The sequence below is a fragment of the Mycobacterium sp. IDUB_39 genome (assembly GCF_055419205.1).
The window spans coordinates 644421-664034 of sequence record NZ_JBVAXF010000001.1; the positions used below are offsets into that span (position 1 = coordinate 644421).

Sequence of the window (19614 nt, forward strand, 5' to 3'; positions counted from 1 at the left end):
CTAGGAACTTCCAAAAATCAGAAGTCCATGCCGCCCATGCCACCGGTCGGGTCGCCCGCAGGTGCGGCGGCCTTCTCCGGCTTGTCGGCGACGACGGCCTCAGTGGTGAGGAACAGCGCCGCGATGGACGCTGCGTTCTGCAGCGCCGAGCGGGTGACCTTGACCGGGTCGGCAACGCCGGCGGCCAGCAGGTCCTCGTACACGCCGGTCGCGGCGTTCAGGCCGTGACCCGAGGGAAGGTTCGAGACCTTCTCCGCGACGACACCCGGCTCCAGGCCACCGTTGAAGGCGATCTGCTTGAGCGGAGCCGACAGCGAGACCCGGACGATGTTGGCGCCAGTGGCCTCATCGCCTTCGAGCTTCAGATCGTCCAGCGAGGGAGCGGCCTGCAGCAGCGCCACGCCACCACCGGCGACGATGCCCTCTTCGACGGCGGCCTTCGCGTTGCGAACGGCGTCCTCGATGCGGTGCTTGCGCTCCTTGAGCTCCACCTCGGTGGCAGCTCCGGCCTTGATCACCGCAACGCCACCGGCCAGCTTGGCCAGGCGCTCCTGCAGCTTCTCGCGGTCGTAATCGGAGTCGCTGTTCTCGATCTCGGCGCGGATCTGGGCCACCCGGCCGGCGATGGCGTCGGAATCCCCGGCGCCCTCGACGATGGTGGTCTCGTCCTTGGTGATGACGACCTTGCGGGCCTGGCCCAGCAGTGCGACGTCAGCGGTCTCCAGCGAGAGGCCAACCTCTTCGCTGATGACCTGGCCACCGGTCAGGATCGCGATGTCCTGCAGCATGGCCTTGCGACGGTCACCGAAGCCCGGAGCCTTGACGGCGACGGACTTGAAGGTGCCACGGATCTTGTTGACGACGAGCGTGGAGAGCGCCTCGCCCTCGACGTCCTCGGCGATGATCAGCAGCGGCTTACCGGACTGGATGACCTTCTCCAGCAGGGGCAGCAGATCCTTGACGGTCGACACCTTGGAGCTGACCAGCAGGATGTAGAGATCCTCCAGGACGGCTTCCTGACGCTCTGCGTCGGTGACGAAGTAGCCCGAGATGTAGCCCTTGTCGAAGCGCATGCCCTCGGTGAGCTCGAGCTGCAGGCCGAAGGTGTTGGACTCCTCGACGGTGATGACACCCTCGTTGCCAACCTTGTCCAGAGCCTCGGCGATCAGGTCGCCGATCGACTGGTCACCGGCGGAGATGCCCGCGGTCGCAGCGATCTGCTCCTTGGTCTCGACCTCCTTGGCCGAGGCAAGCAGCGTCTCGGTGATCTTCTCGACGGCCTTCTCGATGCCGCGCTTCAGGCCGAGCGGGTTGGCGCCGGCAGCGACGTTGCGCAGACCTTCGCGAACCAGGGCCTGGGCGAGCACGGTGGCGGTGGTGGTTCCGTCGCCAGCGACGTCGTCAGTCTTCTTGGCAACTTCCTTGACCAGCTCAGCGCCGATCTTCTCGTAGGGATCCTCCAGCTCGATCTCCTTGGCGATGGACACACCATCGTTGGTGATCGTGGGGGCGCCCCACTTCTTCTCCAGAACGACGTTGCGACCCTTGGGCCCCAACGTCACCTTTACGGCGTCAGCGAGGGCATTGAGGCCCCGCTCGAGGCCGCGACGGGCCTCTTCGTCGTACGCAATCATCTTGGACATTGCGAGTGATTCCTCCGAAATTAGGGGATCGCACGTTTGTTGGTCGGGTTCAGTGCCCGCGACGGACGACCATGGCTGTGCGGCCCAGTCTCACCGTCCCGACCTAGCACTCACCGATCGCGAGTGCCAACGTCATTTTTAGCACTCGGCCATGGCGAGTGCAAGGTTGGTGGAACTGTCCGCTTACAGCGCAAAGGTCAGAGAACATGTCCAGGTGCCCGCGACTCCGTCCGCTCCACCGCGAATCCGACACGCCGAGACCTTCACTGAAGCCACGACGTCACTCGACAGGTTGATCGACTGGTCCCACGACGCGTGCAGCCGGGTGGGCTACTTCGCCGCGCTCTACAAGCGCATCAACCTCGCGATCGAGGCCGCCGCCGACGGCGACAGCTTCTCCGACGCCGAGCGGATGCAACGCCTCGACGTGGCCTTCGCCAACCGGTACTTCGACGCCATGAACGGCTACTTCCACCGCGACCACTACCCCAAGCCGACGCACTCGTGGCGGATCACGTTCGACCGCGCCGAGCAGGACGAGCCGATCCTCACCCAGCACCTGCTGGCCGGGATCAACGCCCACATCGCCCTCGACCTCGGCGTCGCCCTCGACACACTCTGCGGCGGACGCAACCTGAACGCCGTGCGGGAGGACTTCCTCAAGGTCAACGCCGTGCTGGCCGGGCAGGCCGACGATGTCCTCGATCAGGTCGAGGATCTCTCCCCCACCCTCAAGCGGGTCCTGGACTTCATCCCCGGCGAGGAGTCCTCCCTCATCGGCGTGAGCGTGAAGGTGTGGCGCGACAGCGCGTGGCGGTTCGCCAAGGCACTGGCCTTCTCACCGGCCGCCCTGGACCCCTATGCCATCGGGGTTCGGGACCGGGTGGTCGCACGACAGGGATCGTTCACGTTCATCCGCGGCCCGTTCGCCCTGGCGTATGACCTCATCGCCGACGAGGAGTGCCGCGACGTGAAGCGCAACATCGCCAGGCTCAGCGAGATCGCGGCGACACCCGCGCCACCGAAGTTCAACCTCGACTGAGGCGTGAGATCGCCGACGTAATGTGGCGTCATGTCGCTGTGGACCCGAGAGGTACCGCCGTATCCGCCCGTACGCCACACCGGCGAACCCGAGGTCAGCGCGACCCTGCGCCGCGGTGACGAGCCAGCCGACTACGACTCGTTCGGGCTGGTGCAGTACCACTATCTGGCCAACCAGCAGAAGACCGACGGCGACTACGGACTGTTCCGCGTCGACCTCGCACCGCGGGCGGGCGGACCGGGTCCGCACTTCCACCGCGCCATGTCGGAGGCGTTCTTCGTGCTATCGGGATCGGTGACGATCTACGACGGCACCGAGTGGACACGCGCCGGGCAGAACGACTTCGTGTTCGTACCGCCGGGCGGTATCCACGGCTTCCGCAATGAGGTCGACGACCCGGCCTCGATGCTGATGCTGTTCGCCCCGGGCGCACCGCGCGAGCACTACTTCGAGGGCCTGGCCCACCTCGGCGACCTGACCGACGCGGAACGCGCCGAGTGGTTCGCCGCCAACGACAACCACTTCGTCGACTAGGCCCCTCGCCTAGTTGCGTAGCCGCGCAGCCAGATACGGCGCGGTGCGGCTCTGTCCGGCAGCCGCCACGTGCTCGGGGGTGCCTGCGGCGACGACGCGCCCACCCGCCTCGCCCGCACCCGGGCCGAGGTCGACAACCCAGTCCGTGCCAGCCACCAGCCGCATGTCATGTTCAGCGACGACGACAGTGTTGCCCGCGTCGACGAGGCTGTGCAGCTGGCCGTCGAGCAGGTCCACGTCAGCTGGATGCAGACCGGTTGTCGGCTCGTCGAGCACATAGAGCGTGTGGCGACGATGTCTGCTCGCTCGGCGAGCCTCGCTCGGCGCCGCGGACGTTTGCAGTTCCGTGGCCAGCTTGATCCGCTGCGCCTCACCGCCGGACAGTTCCGTCGCGGGTTGCCCGAGGCGAAGGTAGCCGAGCCCGACCTCCGTCAGCGTCGTCAGGGAACGCACCGCACCGGCGACGTCGGCGAAGAACACCGATGCCTCGTCCACGGTCATCGCGAGAACGTCGGCGATCGTGCGGTCGCGGTAGCGCACCTCGAGCGTCGCCTCGTTGTAGCGGGCACCGTGGCACGTCGGGCACTGGCCGTAGGTGCCCGGCAGGAACAGGAGTTCAACGGATACGAAGCCCTCGCCCTGGCAGGTGGCGCAACGCCCCTCGGCGACATTGAAGGAGAACCGGCCCGCGGTCCAACCGCGGCGGCGAGCCTTGGGCGTGGCGGCGTAGACCTTCCGCACCGCATCGAACAGTCCGGTGTAGGTCGCCAGCGTCGAACGGGGCGTCCGCCCGATCGGCTTCTGATCGACGGCCACCAGCCGGTCGATCAGCTCGACTCCGTCAGCGGTGACACCGACGCTCGCGTCACGGTCCAGGTCGATCATCTCGGCGTTGTCGTCAGCGTCTCGGTCCGGCTCCGCGGCGTCGCCGCCCAGATGGCGCGCGACGACGTCGCCGAGCACCTTGTAGACCAGGGTCGACTTGCCCGAACCGGACACCCCGGTGACAGCGGTGTAGGTCCCCAACGGAATGTCGACGTCCAGGCCGCGAAGGTTGTGGAAGGTGATACCGCGCAACCGCAGCATCCCCGATGGCGTGCGCGGAACCCGCGGCGCGGGTGGTGCCTCGTCGAACAGGTACCCACGGGTGATCGAGGCGGGCACGTCGGCCAGGCCGGGCACTGGACCGCTGTAGAGCACCTCGCCGCCGAGTTCACCCGCGCCGGGTCCGACGTCGACGATCCAGTCCGCCCGCCGGACCACGTCCATGTCGTGCTCGACGACGAACAACGAGTTTCCAGCCCGTCGAAGGCGGTCGAGCACGTCGAGCAGCGGTTCGGCGTCGGCGGGGTGCAGCCCGGCCGAGGGTTCGTCGAGGACGTAGAGGACACCGAAAAGGCCCGCCCGCAACTGCGTGGCCAGGCGAAGGCGCTGCAACTCACCGGGTGACACCGTCGGCGTGCGGCGATTCAGGGCCAGGTAGCCAAGGCCAAGGTCGACTAGCACCTGGATCCTGGCGACGAGATCCGCGGCGATCATCGTGGCGACCTCGGTCAGCTCGCCTGACTCGGTGGACTCGTAGGCGGCCTCGAAGTCGGTGCGCTCCGCGGCCGGCCGGAGCACGTCGGCGAGATCGGCGAGCGTCAGTGCCACCAGTTCGGCGATGTTGCGGCCCGCGAAGGTGACGGCCAGCGCCTCGGGTCGGAGTCCGGAGCCGTCGCAGACCGGGCAGTCGACGCTGTCCACGAACTTCAGCACCCGTCTGCGCATCATGGCGCTCTGCGAGTTGGCCAGGGTGTGGCGGACGTGGCGCTCGGCGCTGGAGAAGGTGCCGTTGTAGTAGTAGTCGGCGGTGACGGGATGCTGGCTCGGGTCGATCTCGACGGTCGGCTGCTCGTCGGTGAACAGGATCCAGTTGCGGTCGCGCTTCGGGAGCTTGTGCCACGGCTTGTCGATGTCGTAGCCCAGCGTGATGAGGATGTCGCGCAGGTTCTGGCCCTGCCATGCCCCGGGCCACGCGGCGACGGCGCCCTCGCGGATGGTCAGCGACGGATCCGGGACGAGCGTCTGCTCGGTCACCTGGTGAATGCGCCCCAGCCCGTGGCACTCCGGGCAGGCGCCGACGGCGGTGTTCGGCGAGAACGCGTCGGAGTCGAGGCGCTCGGTGAAGCCCTTCGGGAACGTGCCCGCGCGGGAGTAGAGCATCCGCAGCAAGTTGGACAGTGTCGTGACCGTGCCGACCGATGACCGCGACGACACCGACCCACGCCGCTGCTGCAGGGCGACGGCCGGTGGCAGTCCGGTGATGTCGTCCACCTTGGGCGCGCCGGTGGGCAGCAGCAGTCTGCGGGCGTAGGGCGCCACCGACTCGAAGTAGCGCCGTTGCGCCTCCGCGTAGATCGTGCCAAACGCCAGCGACGACTTGCCCGAACCCGATATGCCCGTGAATGCGACCAGCGCGTCCCGCGGCGCGCTGACGTCTATCCCCCGTAGGTTGTGCACGCTGGCGCCCAGGACCCGAACGAACGGATCATGATCGGCATTCTGTGTCGCAGGCATGCTATGAGTTTGCTCTCATTCATCCTTTCGAAACCCGATGACGCAACTGGACGCGTCGTCCGTCGGCGGCGGTGATACCCACCCATGACACTCCGACACGCTAGTTCCCCAGACACGCCCGGCGGATGTGCGCTGCCGGAACCGCTTGCCCTAGAGTGTGCTTCGACCAGATAGGAGTCTTCGGGTGCGGGCATACGAAGCGCCCAGCACCCAGACTTTACGGGGCTGGCAACGTCGGGCATTGGTGAAGTATCTGACGGCCGCTCCTCGCGATTTTCTCGCGGTGGCGACCCCGGGTTCGGGTAAGACCACGTTTGCACTGCGCATCGCGGCCGAGCTGTTGTCCGAGGGCGTCGTCGAGCGGATCACCGTGGTGGTTCCCACCGAACACCTCAAGATCCAGTGGGCGAAGTCCGCGATGAATCAGGGCATCGCGCTCGACCCCAAGTTCAGCAACTCCTCGGCGCAGAACTCCGATGAGTACCACGGCGTCGTCGTCACCTATGCCCAGGTCGCCAGCCATCCGGGACGTCACCGCGTGCGCACCGAGAATCGGCGCACGCTGGTCATCTTCGACGAGATCCACCACGGCGGCGACGCAAAGAGTTGGGGCGATGCGGTCCGCGAGGCGTTCGACGACGCGACGCGGCGGCTCGCGCTGACCGGTACGCCGTTCCGCAGCGACGACAGCGCCATCCCCTTCGTCACCTACGAGCGCGGGCCCGACGGTTTGGAGCGCTCGCAGGCCGACCACACCTACGGCTACGCCGACGCGCTGGCCGATGGCGTCGTTCGCCCCGTGGTGTTCCTGGCCTACTCCGGCGAGTCGCGCTGGCGGGACAGCGCAGGCGAGGAGCACGCAGCACGCCTCGGCGAACCGCTCAACGCCGAACAGACCGCCCGCGCCTGGCGAACCGCCCTGAACCCCGCGGGTGACTGGATGCCCGCGGTGATCGCGGCGGCCGACACGCGCCTGCAACAGAAACGCCAGCACGTGCCCGACGCCGGCGGCATGATCATCGCCTCGGACCAGACGGCGGCGCGCGCCTATGCCGAACTCCTGACGAAGATCACCGGTGAGGCACCCACCGTCGTGCTCTCGGACGACAAGGGCGCGTCGGACCGAATCACGGAGTTCTCCCAGGGCACCAGCCGCTGGTTGGTTGCGGTGCGCATGGTGTCCGAGGGCGTTGACGTGCCGCGCCTGTCGGTCGGGGTGTACGCCACCAGCGCGTCCACGCCACTGTTCTTCGCGCAGGCGATCGGCCGCTATGTGCGCCTGCGCCGCCGGGGTGAGACCGCCAGCATCTTCCTGCCGTCCGTGCCCAATCTGCTGCAGCTGGCCAGCGAGATGGAAGCCCAGCGCAATCACATTCTGGGTAAGCCGCACCGCGAGTCCGACGGCGAGTTCGACGAGTACGAGGAGAAGGCGAAGTCCGAGCCCAGCGAGCTGGACAACGGCTTCGAGATGCTCGGCGCCGAGGCCGAACTCGACCAGGTCATCTTCGACGGCTCGTCATTCGGGACGGCCACGCCCGCGGGTAGCGACGAGGAGGCCGACTACCTCGGCATTCCCGGGCTGCTCGACGCCACCCAGATGCGAGATCTGTTGCGGCGCAGGCAGGAAGAACAACTCGACAAGCGCACCGCAGCTGGCGGGACACTGCCGGTGACGTCAACCACCCACGGACAGTTGCGCGATCTGCGCCGTGAGCTCAACGCGCTGGTGACCCTCGCCCATCACCGAACGGGCAAGCCGCACGGCTGGATTCACAATGAGCTGCGGCGAATCTGCGGTGGCCCCGTGCTCGCGGCGGCGAACTCCGAACAGATCAGCGCGCGCATCGAGGCCGTCCGCACGTTGAAGACCTAGTCGCGAATTGGGCCTAGCGCTGCGCGGCCAGCTGCGCCAGGTGCCCCAACGAGTTCTCCAGGTGCGCCAGCGGGAAAGGCGGGAACTGGATCTCGTCGCGCAACTCCTGCGGCACCGCCGACCAGTCGTAGGTCAGCGTGACGTCAGTGCGGTCGGCTCCGGCGGGAGCCAGGTCGTAACGCCAGATCCACCCGCCGTACTCGATCTCGCCGTCGGGCCCGGCCTGGCCCGGCTCCCAGGCGATGACGCTGGGTGATTCCAAGGCCACCACCTTGTTGGCCATCTCGTAGGCGCCATCGGGGTGGTTGCCGTGGTGCATTGCCATGCGGAAGATCTGCCCGTTCTCGGTCAGGGGCTTCCCATCGAGGGACTCCCGCACCCATCCGGTGCCGTCGATGGCCTGGTGCGACGACGGGTCGGCAAGCACGGCGAACACGTTCTCGACGGGCGCACCGACGGTGGTTTTCACGATTACCAGTTCATTGCTCATACCCGTACCGACTCGGCCGGACCGGACAACTCATCGCGGCGAGGCGACTCCGAGCGTGACGCGGATCTCTCGAGGGAGCCCGCACGGCCAAGCCCAATCTACTTAGGCTTGCCTCACCTAACAGGAAAGGTGAGCGATGCGAGACATCAAGGTCGCGGTGATCGGGGCGGGTCCGGCGGGAATCTACGCCGCTGACATCCTGACCAGCGAGTACGGACACGCCCGAGTCGACGTATTCGACCGGTTGCCCGCGCCTTACGGGCTGGTCCGCTACGGCGTGGCACCCGACCACCCCCGCATCAAGGAGATCGTCAAGGCGCTGCGCCGGGTGCTGTCCCGCGACGCGATCCGGTTCATCGGCAACGTCCACTACGGCACCGACATCAAGCTGTCGGACCTGCGCCGCATCTACGACGCCGTCATCTTCGCCACCGGCGCGCGAGCCGACCGCAACCTGGACATCCCCGGCGTCGACCTGCCTGGCAGCCACGGCGCCGCCGACTTCGTGTCGTGGTACGACGGCCACCCCGACGTGCCCGCGGACTGGCCACTGACCGCGAAGAACGTCGCCGTACTCGGTGCGGGCAACGTGGCCCTCGACATCGCGAGGATGCTCGCCAAGCCCGCCGACGAACAACTCTCCACCGAGATCCCCGGCAACGTCTACCGCGGCCTCTCCCTCAATCAAGCCACCGACGTGCACGTCTTCGCCCGGCGCGGCCCGGCCCAAATCAAGTTCACGCCAATGGAATTCCGCGAACTGTCACACTCCCCGAGCGTCGACGTCATAGTTCACCCTGCGGGTTTCGAGATCGACGAGGGCAGCCAGCAGGCCATCAACGCGAGCAAGTCGACGCGTCTCGTCGTGGACACGATGTTGCGCTACCTCGAGAAGGAGCCGACCGGTGCGCCGCACCGGATTCATCTACACCTGTGCCAGGCTCCCGTGGCCATCCTGGGCACCGACCGCGTCGAGGGGCTGCGCACCGAGCGCACCGAGTTGATCGGTGACGGCACCGTGCGGGGCACCGGTGAGTACGTCGACTGGCCCGTCGAGGCGGTCTACCGGGCGGTGGGCTATCTGCCGTCGCACCTGGCCGACCTGCCGTTCGACCATCACGCCGGGGTCGTCCCGCACGACGCCGGCCGAATCCTGGACATGGATGGCGTGCCAATCGAGGGAACGTACGTGACCGGCTGGATCAAGCGGGGACCGATCGGGCTGATCGGCCACACGAAATCCGATGCCTCCGAGACCATCGTGAGCCTGCTGGCGGATCTGCCCGGCCTCCCGAGACCCGAGCTCAGCGACGGCAGCGACGGTGACGCCATCCTGGAACATCTGCGGGACCGGGGCGTGGACTACACCACGTGGGACGAGTGGGAGCGGCTCGACGCGCACGAGATCGCGCTCGGCACCCAGCAGGGTCGTGATCGGGTCAAGGTTGTCGCGCGCGACGACATGATCCGCGCGGGCCGCGGTTGACCACGCGCGCTACAACCCGAGCAGCGCAGGCAGGTCCGCCACCGAGTCGATGACGTGATTGGGCTGCATCGCGAATTCGTCGGCGGCCCAGCGGTCGAGCGTGTCCTGCCGGAACTTTCCGGTGCGCACCAGCACGCCTGCCATACCGACCACCTGCGCCGCCAGGACGTCGTTGTTGAGGTCATCGCCCACCATGTACATCTCCTCGGGGTCAACCCCGAGCCGGTTGGCCGAGGCGAGGAATCCCTCCGGGGCGGGTTTGCCCACACCCACTGCCTTGCGGCCTGAGGTCTCCTCCATCCCCAGCAGGTACATGCCCGTGTCGATGCGCAGGCCGTCGGCGGACTTCCACGCCGTGCTGCGGTGCATCGCCACCACCGGAACGCCCTGTGCCATCCAGTCGTAGACCCGGCTGAGCGTGACGTGGTCGTACTCCGGGCCCGCGCCACCCATCAGGACGACGTCGGGAGTCTCGGGTGAGTCACCGGCCTCATGGGAGTAGACGACGTCGACGCCGGCCATGTCCTCGCCGATCTGCCCGCTGTTCACCAGGAAGCACCGCGCGCCGGGGTAGCGGTCCCGCACGTATTCGGCCGTGAGCACCGCGGCCGTGACCACCTCGTCGGCGGCGACGGCCATACCGGCCCCAGTGAGCAGTTCGGCGATCTGGACGCGGGTGCGCGTGGTCGTGTTGGTCAGGTAACTGCGCGCGATCTGGTGATCCGCCAACACCCGCAACGTCTCCGCCGCACCCGGAATCGGCTGCCACGAGGTCACCAGGACACCATCGATGTCGAAGAGCACACCACCGATAGCCATGGTGCCGACAGTAAACGGCGACCGTGTGGGCGCAACTCGGGCCTCCCCCGTCTCGCTCAGGACCCCGGTCTCACTCAGGTCGACGACGTGACCCACTCGGTCCGTTCCACCCACGGCGTCGCCTCCGCGGCGATCGACCAGGCCGACTCGGCGGGCACATCGAGTAACCGGTAGCCCTTGACTCCCGCGGCGGTGGCCGCGACCAACGTGGCAACCCCGGCCCGGCGCTGAAACCAGCTCTGGCGCACAGTCCAACCGATGATGCCCGCGGCGGCGATGCAGTCGCGGCGCCGGTCCAGGCTTCCCGACCGCGCGACCAGCCACCCGTCACCGACGCGGTGCCCAAGGGATCGGGCCCGGTCGAAGCCGAGGAACGCACATGCCGCCGTCCCCACCGCGAGAAGAGCCCACGCCCACGGCGGTGCCGACCAGACCACGGCGGCCACCGCGGCGACGGCGGGCAGTGCTAGCGCCCGCGTCCACCGTCGGCGCGCCGCGGCCCGCCCGTGACGCCGCAACACCCCGCCGACCTCGGCCGCCGTCAGGTCGAACAGAACCCTCTCGGCGGTGCTCCGCGGGCACGGCGGCAGCAGCAGCGACGCCTCGCCCGACCCGTCCACACCCGTCATCACCGCGTCCAGGCGCGCACCCCCGAACGCTCGGACCAGCAGTGGTTCGCGCAGCGTCCCACCGCGTAGACGACGCATATCGTAGGTGTGCTCGCGCACTCGCAGCAGGCCGTGAGTCAGGTGCAGCACACGGTCCCCGCCCTCGCCGTCATCGCGCCGCGACAGCACCAGATTGCCGAACGTGACGAGTGATCGCAGCACAGACAGCGTCACTGATGCCATCAGCACCGCCAGCGCTGCCGCCGCGACGGTGACGACGACACCGAGCCGCTGCGCCGTGTCCAGTCCCGCCTGCGCCAGCTCCGAGTCCTCGAGCGCGGCAACGGCTCCCGTCTGATAGATCACGCCCACCACCGCGGCGATCATCGCCAGCCCGGTGAAGCTCAGCGGGCTGTAGCGCAACCACGACGGCTCCCAGCGGGCCAGCACCAGCGCCGGTGCCGGCGCGGAACCGGGCCCGGGTCCGGGCGCATCGGCGAGCAGCATCGCGCGCAGATCGGTCACCTCCTCGACCCGGACGGCGTCGAGCGCGAACTCCGTGTCCCCCTTCGCCTCCTGACCGGTACTCACCTTGACGACGGTGAGCCCCAGGAGTCGGTGCAGCAATCGCGCGTCGGTCGAGACCGATCGGATCCTGTTGCGCGGCACCGACAGCACCGTCCGTTGCAGCACCCCCTCGCGGCGCTGGATCTGCTCGGCGTCGATGCGGTAGGTGGTGGTGAACCATCGGGCGATGCCGTAGGCCACCAAGAGCACCAGCGCCGCCACCGACCACAGCGGGTTGCCGGTCGCGGTGCCCAACACCACCGAACCGATGAGCAGCGGCAGTTGGCGCAGCACCTCGTGGATCGGGTGCACCAGCAGCATGCGGGGGCTGAGCCTGCGCCACTGCGTCGGGGTCACGTCGCGTCCTGCTCACCGATCGAGGCGATGTCGGTGAGTTCCGCGGCGATCCGGTCTGCGACATCGGAGTCCAGCGCCACGATCCGCACCGCGCCCGCCGACGACGCCGTCGTCACCGTGACGGTGGCCAGGCCGAACAACCGATCCAACGGGCCGCGCTGGGTGTCAACGGTCTGCACGCGCGAGATCGGGGCGATGCGGCGCTCCTGCACCAGCCAGCCGGTCCGCGTGTAGACGGCCTGCGCCCCGATCTCCCACCGGTGCACCCGGTATCGCCACATCGGGACGACGAACACGAACAATGCGATGCCGAGCACCGTCGCGCCGGCTGCGGCGGCGTGCAGCGCGACATGTCTGCCGTCGACGGAGAACCACACCACCTGTGCCACCGCAAGCACACCCCACGGGATGGCCGCGCCGATCGCCCACACCAGCGGTGCCCTGCGGCTGGGCGGGTTCGTGGGGTCGATCAATGTCAGCACCCCTCTGAGTATGGTCGTGCCTATGAGCACGAAGTGGACAGAGCACGACGTTCCGAGTCAGGAGGGCCGCGTCGCCATCGTGACCGGCTCCAATACCGGCCTGGGGTTTCACACCGCCAGGGTGCTCGCCGAACGTGGCGCCCGGGTGGTTCTCGCGGTGCGCAACACCGACAAGGGCCGGGATGCGGCCGTCGAGATCGCCAAGACCGCGCCCGGGGCTGACGTCACGGTGCGCGAACTGGACCTCGGCTCGCTGGCCTCGGTCCGCGACGCGGCCGAGAAGCTGAAGGCGACTTACCCACTCATCGACCTTCTGATCAACAACGCCGGCGTGATGTACCCGCCCAAGCAGACCACCAAGGACGGCTTCGAGCTTCAGTTCGGCACCAACCATCTTGGCCACTTCGCGTTCACCGGGCTGTTGCTCGATCACATTCTGCCCGTCGAGGGTTCGCGGGTCGTAGTGGTCGCCAGCATGGCGCACAACATCCGAGCCGGCATCCACTTCGACGACCTGCAGTCGGAGCGCAGCTACAACAGGGTGTCCGCCTACGGGCAGTCCAAGCTGGCCAACCTGATGTTCGCCTACGACCTGCAGCGCCGCCTGGCGGCAAAGAACGCGCAAACCATCGCGGTCGCCGCACATCCGGGCCTGTCCAACACCGAACTCATGCGCCACATCCCCGGCGCGAACCTGCCGGGTGTCATGAAGGCCGCGGGTCTGGTCACCAACAGCCCGGCCATGGGTGCGCTGGCCACGCTGCGCGCCGCGACCGACCCTGCGGTCAAGGGCGGGCAGTATTACGGCCCCGACGGATTCCAGGAGCTGCGCGGATATCCCGTACTCGTCAAGTCCAGTGCGCAGTCCCACGACAAGACGGTTCAGGACAAGCTGTGGGCCGTGTCCGAGGAACTCACCGACGTCACCTACCCGGTGTGACGATGCGTTCAGTAGAAGAACACCAGCGTGTGGTCGCCGGGCTCATCACCGCACGCACCGCGATCACGGTCCCGCTGGCCGAGGCGCTCGGCCTCGTCCTGGCCACCGATATCGTGGCCCCGCTCTCCCTGCCCGGTTTCGACAACTCCGCCATGGACGGGTACGCCGTCATGGTCGATGACATCGCGGGCGCCACGTCAAGCAATCCGGTGAGACTCCCTGTCGCCGAGGATATCCCGGCTGGCCGTACGGATCTGCTGACTCTCGCACCCGGTACCGCGCATCGCATCATGACGGGAGCACCGCTGCCGTCGGGTGCCACCACGGTGGTTCCGGTCGAGGCCACCAACGGCGCCATCGACGTCGTCGAGATTCGCTCGGCCACCGCACCCGGCCAACACATTCGGCGGGCGGGCGAGGATGTCAGCGCAGGCACCACGGTGCTCACCGCGGGTCAGGTCCTGACCCCGCCGGCACTCGGACTGGCCGCAGCTCTGGGGCTGGCGGAGTGCAACGTCATTCCGCGACAACGGGTTCTGGTGATGTCGACGGGTTCGGAACTCGTCTCCCCCGGCACCCCGTTGCAACCCGGACAGATCTACGAGTCCAACGCCACGATGCTGGCCGCCGCGGTCCGAGACGCGGGAGCCGAGGTGTCAACCGTCGCAATGTGCTCCGATGACGTCGACACCTTCCGCGATGTCCTGGTTCGCAACTGTGTCGACGCCGATCTCGTCATCACCACCGGCGGTGTCAGCGCGGGCGCCTACGAGGTGGTCAAGGACTCGCTCGGCGAGGAGGTCGAGTTCGCCAAAGTCGCGATGCAGCCCGGGATGCCGCAGGGCGCGGGCCGGGTTGCGGGCACGCCGATCATCACGCTGCCGGGCAACCCGGTGAGCGCACTGGTGTCGTTCGAGGTTTTCATTCGCGCCCCACTGCGCGCGGCCATGGGCCTACCCGATCCCGGACGCAAGCGGCGCACCGCGACGCTCACCGAGTCGCTCACCTCACCGCAGGGCAGGCGCCAGTTCAGACGTGGTGTCATCGACGATGACGCCGTCACCAGTTATGGTCCGCCGGCATCGCATCACCTGCGCTGGCTGGCGTCGGCCAACTGCCTCCTCGAGATCGGCGAGGAAGTCACCGAGCTGAGCGCCGGCTCGGCGGTGCGGGTGTGGGACTTGAGCTAGCCGTCCCGGCAACAGCTGTCCGTACGTAGAATCGAGCCCAATGGCCAGACCAGCGCGACCATCCGACGCACCCGCCCAATCCGAGATCGCTCGGCTGGTTGAGCTGGTGCAGATGACCATCCCTCCAATCCACCCTGCCGGCCTGCCGTTCATCGCAGGCGGGCTCGGGATCGCGGCCGCGGGCCGCCGCCGCCGTTGGGTGCGCAATGCGGGGCTGAGTGCCGCGGGCGCGTGTGCGCTGTTCTTCCGGCACCCGCCCCGCGTGCCACCGACCCGAGAAGGGGTCGTCGTGGCACCGGCCGACGGTCGGGTCACCCTGATAGAGAGGGTCGTGCCACCCGCCGAGCTCAACCTCTCCGATCAGCCGATGACACGCATCAGCATCTTCCTGTCGGTGTTCGACGCCCACGTCCAGCGCGCGCCGGTGGCCGGGGAGGTCGTCAGCATCAAGTACCAGCCGGGCCGGTTCGGTTCGGCCGAACGCGATGAGGCCAGCGCGGAGAACGAGCGCAACAGCGTGTGGATCCGTACCGCCGACGGTGTCGACGTCGTGGCCGTGCAGATCGCGGGTCTCATCGCCCGCCGCATCGTGTGCTCGGCGAAGGTCGGCGACAAAGTCGCACTCGGCGACACCTACGGCCTGATCCGGTTCGGCTCGCGGCTCGACACCTATCTGCCCGCCGACGCGACGGTGCTCGTCGAGATCGGTCAGCGCGCGATCGGCGGCGAGACGGTCCTGGCGGAGCTGCCCCGATGAGACCCCGCATCAAGAAACCACCCCAGCTGTCGGTGCGCATTCTGCCGAGCGCACTGACGGTGGCGGCCATCTGCCTTGGACTCTCAGCAGTGAAGTTCGCGTTGGAGGGGCGGCCCACCGAGGCTATGGCGCTGCTCGCGGGTGCCGCGATCCTCGATGCGCTCGACGGGCGGGCGGCCCGCATGCTCAAGGCGACGTCGCGGATGGGCGAGGAGATCGACTCGCTGGCCGACGCCGTGAACTTCGGTGTGGCACCGGCGTTCATCGTGTACGCGACGCTGTTGGAGCATTCGCAGCTGGGGTGGATCGTGGTGCTGGTCTACGCGGTGTGCATCGTGCTCCGCCTGGCGCGCTACAACGCGATGCTGGACGCCGACGGTCCCGCGTATGAGAAGGAGTACTTCGTCGGCATGCCCGCCCCGGCGGGTGCGATCGGCGCGATCGGCCCGATCGCCGCCAAGCTCCAGTTCCCCGGACCCTGGTGGGACACGCCCCAGGCCGAGTGGGCGGTCATCGCCTGGATGATCGGCGTCTCGCTTCTGGTGGTCAGCGCGATCCCGATGCGCAAGGTGCACACGTTCGCGGTGTCACCGAACATGGTCGCTCCGCTATTGGCACTGCTGGCCATTCTCGTCGCCGCGTCGATCCAGTACGGCTACATCGTGATCATGGTGATCATCGTGGCCTACGTCATCCACATCCCGTTCGCCATCCGGACCAGGGCCTGGCTCGCCAATCACCCCGAGGTGTGGGACGACAAACCGAAGGTGCAACGTCAGACTCGGCGCGCGATCCGACGGGCACAGCCCCACCGGCGCTCCTCGGCCCGTCTCGGCCTGCGCAGGCCGGGCTCGGGGACTGGACCCGGTCCGCGCCGGTGACGCAGAGCAACGGATTCGACGGCCCTGGATTCGACGCCGAGTCCGGCGACCGCCCGATGACCCACCTGCAGTTGACCGCGCGGTTGAACACCTCGGCCCTGGATGCGCGCCGCGGCGTGGTCCGTCTTCATCCTGAAGTGCTTGCCGCGCTGGGAATCCGGGAGTGGGACGCGGTGTCCCTGACCGGTGCCCGCACCACCGCCGCAGTCGTCGGCGTCGCGCCGGCCGGCACAGCGACGGGTATCGCACTTCTGGACGACGTCACGATGTCGAACGCCGGGCTGCGGGAGAGCACGATGGTGATCGTCGCCCCGGTCACGGTGTATGGCGCCAAGTCGGTCTCGCTGACCGGGTCCAAGCTGGCGAGCCAGTCGGTGTCCCCGGCGACACTGCGAATGGCGCTGCTGGGCAAGGTGATGACCGTCGGTGACACCGTGTCGCTGTTACCGCGCGACCTCGGCCCCGGCACCTCCACGTCGGCTGCCTCCTCCGCGCTGGCGTCCTCGGTCGGCATCACGTGGACATCCGAACTGCTCACCGTCACCGGCGTCGACCCGGCCGGGCCCGTGAGCGTGCAGCCGAACTCGCTGGTCATCTGGGGTGACGGCGTCGCCACCGCGAGCGACTCCCCCACGGCGGGGCAGTACACCGTGACCGGCCCCAGCCAGCACGATCTCCAGCCCGAGCGGCCACCGATCCCTATCGACGACATCAGAGGTGCGCACGCCCAGGTCGGCAGGCTCACCGAGTGGCTCAAGCTCGCGCTCGACGAACCCGAACTGCTTGCAACGCTGGGCGCCACACCGAATCTCGGTGTCCTGGTGTCCGGGCCCGCGGGCGTCGGCAAGGCCACCATGGTGCGGGCCGTGTGCGCCAAGCGTCGCCTCGTCGAACTCGACGGCCCCGAAGTGGGGGCGCTGCGCGCTGAGGATCGACACACCAGCGTGGCGGCGGCGGTCGCCACGGTGCGCGACGGTGGCGGCGTGCTGCTGATCACCGACGTCGACACGCTGCTGCCCGCGACGGCCGAGCCCGTGGCCACGCTCATCCTGTCCGAGCTGCGGACGGCGGTCGCGACACCGGGCGTCGCGTTCATCGCGACCTCGGCCGTGCCCGACGGCGTCGACGTCCGGCTGCGAGCCCCCGACCTGTGCGATCGCGAACTGGGCATGAGCCTGCCCGACGGCGCCACCCGCAAGGCGCTTCTGGAGGTACTGCTGCGCGGCGTGCCGACGGTGGATCTGAACCTCGACGAGATCGGCTCGAAGACACCGGGTTTCGTGGTAGCCGATCTCGCAGCGCTGGTGCGCGAGGCCGCGCTCCGGGCCGCCGCGCGCGCAAGCGAGGACGGCAAACCACCCGCGATCACCCAGGCCGACTTCTCCGGAGCACTGTCGGTGATTCGCCCGCTGTCGCGCTCGGCCACCGAGGAGGTGGCGGTCGGCGCGGTGACCCTCGACGACGTCGGCGACATGGTCGAGACCAAGCAAGCCCTCACCGAGGCGGTGCTGTGGCCGCTGCAACACCCCGACACCTTCGAACGTCTCGGTGTCCAGCCACCCCGGGGCGTGCTGCTCTACGGTCCGCCCGGATGCGGTAAGACGTTCGTTGTCCGCGCCCTGGCCAGCACCGGCCGGCTGTCCGTGCACGCCGTCAAGGGTGCGGAGCTGATGGACAAGTGGGTCGGCTCATCGGAGAAGGCCGTGCGCGAACTGTTCACCCGCGCACGCGATTCCGCGCCATCGCTGATCTTTCTCGACGAGATCGACGCACTGGCCCCGCGACGCGGGCAGAGCTTCGACTCCGGTGTGACCGACCGCGTGGTCGCCGCGCTGCTCACCGAGCTCGACGGTATCGATCCCCTGCGTGATGTCGTGGTGCTCGGCGCCACCAACCGGCCCGACCTCATCGATCCGGCGCTGCTGCGCCCGGGACGGCTGGAGAAGCTGGTCTTCGTCGAACCCCCCGACGCCGACGCGCGCCGCGACATCCTGCGCGCATCGGGAAAGTCCATCCCGTTGAGTGCTGACGTCGACCTCGATGCGCTCGCCGACGATCTCGACGGCTACAGCGCGGCCGACTGCGTGGCGCTGCTGCGGGAGGCGGCGCTGACCGCGATGCGGCGTTCGATCGACACCGCCGACGTCACGGCCGAGGACGTCGCCAAGGCCCGCGAGGCGGTGCGACCATCGCTTGATCCCGTGCAGGTGGCCGCGCTGCGCGCGTTCTCCGAGGGCCGATAGCGGCTGGTTCAACGCGGTGCGACTACGGGCGGGCCTCGAGCACCAGATTGAACGGGGTCTCGGTGGCGCGCCGGAAACGGGTGAAGCCACCGCCGTCGACGACGACCTCGCGCAGCCGGGCCTCACCCGCCTGAGCACCCAGTGCCGGGCCGTTGCGCGCAAGCGATACGGGCACGCATATCTGTGTCGAGGCGCCGTACATCACCCGGCCAACCGGGTTCAGGTTGTCGGCCACCGCATCACCCGCGAACGGTTCCACGATCATCGCGGTGCCATCGGAGCTCACCGCCGCCCTGGCGTGCCTGGCCACACTGACCGGATCGGCCATGTCGTGGAGGCAGTCGAAGAACGCGATGAGGTCGAATCCCCTGCCCTCGTATCCGACCGCGTCTGCGACCTCGAACCGCGCATTGTCCGCACCGGCTGCCGCCGCCTTCTCGGTTGCGACGTCGATCGACTCGGCGTGATAGTCGTACCCGACGAACTCCGAGTCGGGGTAGGTCAGCGCCATCAGGATGGTGCTGGCGCCGTGCCCACAGCCGATGTCGCCGACCTTCGCGCCGCGCTGCAGCTTGTCGACGACGCCGTCCAGGGCGGGCAGCCACGACCCGATCAGGTTGGTGTTGTAGCCCGCCCGGAAGAAGCGCTCGGTGCCCTCGAACAGGCACGGATGGTGTTCGCCCCACTCCATGCCGGCACCCGACCTGAAGTTCTCGACGGTGTGGCCAAGGGCGTGGAAGGTCGCCTCGACGATGTTGTATGCGCCGGGCAGGTCCACCGGGCCGTTCGGATCTGTCAGGCACAACGCCTGTTCCTCGCTCATGGACCACAGATCAGTCGCCGGGTCGTATTGCACGTAGCCGCCCGCACCCTGATTGCGCAGCCATTCGCGGACGTAGCGTTCGTTGGTCCCGGTACGGTCGGCCAGTTCGGCGGAGGTGACCGCACCCTTTGCCAGCTCTCGGTACAACCCGAGCCGATCCCCGACGAGCATCAGGGCCGAACTCATCGCAGCGCCCAGATCCCCTACGGCCTTGCCGAGGAACTCGTTCAGCTTTGCTTCGTCGACAGCCATGGCTGCCTCTTTTCATTGCCGGGGTTTGTCCTGATCCCAGCGTGGACCTCTCGCCGGTCCCGCATCGG

General features: G+C 68.2%; 16 protein-coding genes. 9 read left to right on the forward strand and 7 right to left on the reverse strand.

Annotation, left to right across the window (positions count from 1 at the left end; translation table 11 throughout):
* Nucleotides 1–17: 17 nt before the first annotated feature.
* Nucleotides 18–1643 (reverse strand): chaperonin GroEL, encoded by a 1626-nt coding sequence (groL, locus tag ACZY0X_RS03165; RefSeq protein WP_463768134.1) that lies wholly within the window; start codon nt 1641–1643, stop codon nt 18–20.
* Between the two features lie 214 nt (nt 1644–1857).
* Between groL and ACZY0X_RS03170 the strand changes: the two genes are divergently transcribed.
* On the forward strand, nt 1858–2685 hold the full coding sequence (locus ACZY0X_RS03170) for a DUF5995 family protein (RefSeq protein ID WP_463768135.1): 828 nt from the start codon (nt 1858–1860) through the stop codon (nt 2683–2685).
* A 30-nt stretch (nt 2686–2715) separates the two neighbouring features.
* Nucleotides 2716–3219, forward strand: a complete 504-nt coding sequence (locus tag ACZY0X_RS03175; RefSeq protein WP_463768136.1) for a cupin domain-containing protein — start codon at nt 2716–2718, stop codon at nt 3217–3219.
* 9 nt (nt 3220–3228) lie between these two features.
* Here the strand turns inward: ACZY0X_RS03175 and ACZY0X_RS03180 are convergent, their stop codons facing one another.
* Nucleotides 3229–5778 carry an excinuclease ABC subunit UvrA gene (locus tag ACZY0X_RS03180; protein WP_463768137.1) on the reverse strand — a complete coding sequence of 850 codons (2550 nt, stop codon included), beginning with the start codon at nt 5776–5778 and terminating at the stop codon, nt 3229–3231.
* A 184-nt stretch (nt 5779–5962) separates the two neighbouring features.
* Between ACZY0X_RS03180 and ACZY0X_RS03185 the strand changes: the two genes are divergently transcribed.
* A complete protein-coding gene (locus tag ACZY0X_RS03185) occupies nt 5963–7651 on the forward strand; it encodes a DEAD/DEAH box helicase (RefSeq protein WP_463768138.1) in 1689 nt (562 codons plus the stop codon).
* A 13-nt stretch (nt 7652–7664) separates the two neighbouring features.
* Here the strand turns inward: ACZY0X_RS03185 and ACZY0X_RS03190 are convergent, their stop codons facing one another.
* On the reverse strand, nt 7665–8141 hold the full coding sequence (locus ACZY0X_RS03190; protein ID WP_463768139.1) for an SRPBCC family protein: 477 nt from the start codon (nt 8139–8141) through the stop codon (nt 7665–7667).
* A gap of 136 nt (nt 8142–8277) precedes the next feature.
* On the opposite strand from ACZY0X_RS03190, the gene ACZY0X_RS03195 reads away from it, so the two are divergent.
* Nucleotides 8278–9627 (forward strand): FAD-dependent oxidoreductase, encoded by a 1350-nt coding sequence (locus ACZY0X_RS03195; RefSeq protein ID WP_463768140.1) that lies wholly within the window; start codon nt 8278–8280, stop codon nt 9625–9627.
* A gap of 9 nt (nt 9628–9636) precedes the next feature.
* Here the strand turns inward: ACZY0X_RS03195 and ACZY0X_RS03200 are convergent, their stop codons facing one another.
* From ACZY0X_RS03200 to ACZY0X_RS03210, 3 genes are all read right to left on the reverse strand, one after another.
* Nucleotides 9637–10446 (reverse strand): HAD-IIA family hydrolase, encoded by an 810-nt coding sequence (locus ACZY0X_RS03200; protein ID WP_463768141.1) that lies wholly within the window; start codon nt 10444–10446, stop codon nt 9637–9639.
* A gap of 74 nt (nt 10447–10520) precedes the next feature.
* Complete coding sequence (locus ACZY0X_RS03205) at nt 10521–11942, reverse strand: PH domain-containing protein (RefSeq protein WP_463768749.1); 1422 nt, start codon at nt 11940–11942, stop codon at nt 10521–10523.
* Between the two features lie 32 nt (nt 11943–11974).
* Entirely contained in the window at nt 11975–12457 is a 483-nt protein-coding gene (locus ACZY0X_RS03210) for a PH domain-containing protein (protein ID WP_354524936.1), read from the reverse strand.
* A gap of 25 nt (nt 12458–12482) precedes the next feature.
* Between ACZY0X_RS03210 and ACZY0X_RS03215 the strand changes: the two genes are divergently transcribed.
* The 5 genes from ACZY0X_RS03215 to ACZY0X_RS03235 are packed head-to-tail and all read left to right on the forward strand — an operon-like array spanning nt 12483 to nt 18471.
* Nucleotides 12483–13400 (forward strand): SDR family NAD(P)-dependent oxidoreductase, encoded by a 918-nt coding sequence (locus ACZY0X_RS03215; protein ID WP_463768142.1) that lies wholly within the window; start codon nt 12483–12485, stop codon nt 13398–13400.
* A 2-nt stretch (nt 13401–13402) separates the two neighbouring features.
* On the forward strand, nt 13403–14590 hold the full coding sequence (gene moeA / locus ACZY0X_RS03220) for a molybdopterin molybdotransferase MoeA (RefSeq protein ID WP_463768143.1): 1188 nt from the start codon (nt 13403–13405) through the stop codon (nt 14588–14590).
* A 40-nt stretch (nt 14591–14630) separates the two neighbouring features.
* Entirely contained in the window at nt 14631–15347 is a 717-nt protein-coding gene (locus ACZY0X_RS03225) for a phosphatidylserine decarboxylase (RefSeq protein ID WP_463768144.1), read from the forward strand.
* Nucleotides 15344–16228 (forward strand): CDP-alcohol phosphatidyltransferase family protein, encoded by an 885-nt coding sequence (locus tag ACZY0X_RS03230; RefSeq protein WP_463768145.1) that lies wholly within the window; start codon nt 15344–15346, stop codon nt 16226–16228. Before ACZY0X_RS03225 ends, ACZY0X_RS03230 begins: the two co-directional genes overlap by 4 nt.
* A gap of 56 nt (nt 16229–16284) precedes the next feature.
* Nucleotides 16285–18471 carry an AAA family ATPase gene (locus ACZY0X_RS03235; protein WP_463768750.1) on the forward strand — a complete coding sequence of 729 codons (2187 nt, stop codon included), beginning with the start codon at nt 16285–16287 and terminating at the stop codon, nt 18469–18471.
* A gap of 22 nt (nt 18472–18493) precedes the next feature.
* Here ACZY0X_RS03235 and ACZY0X_RS03240 read toward each other — a convergent pair whose 3' ends face one another.
* A complete protein-coding gene (locus tag ACZY0X_RS03240; RefSeq protein ID WP_463768146.1) occupies nt 18494–19546 on the reverse strand; it encodes a methyltransferase domain-containing protein in 1053 nt (350 codons plus the stop codon).
* Between the last annotated feature and the right edge of the window lie 68 nt (nt 19547–19614).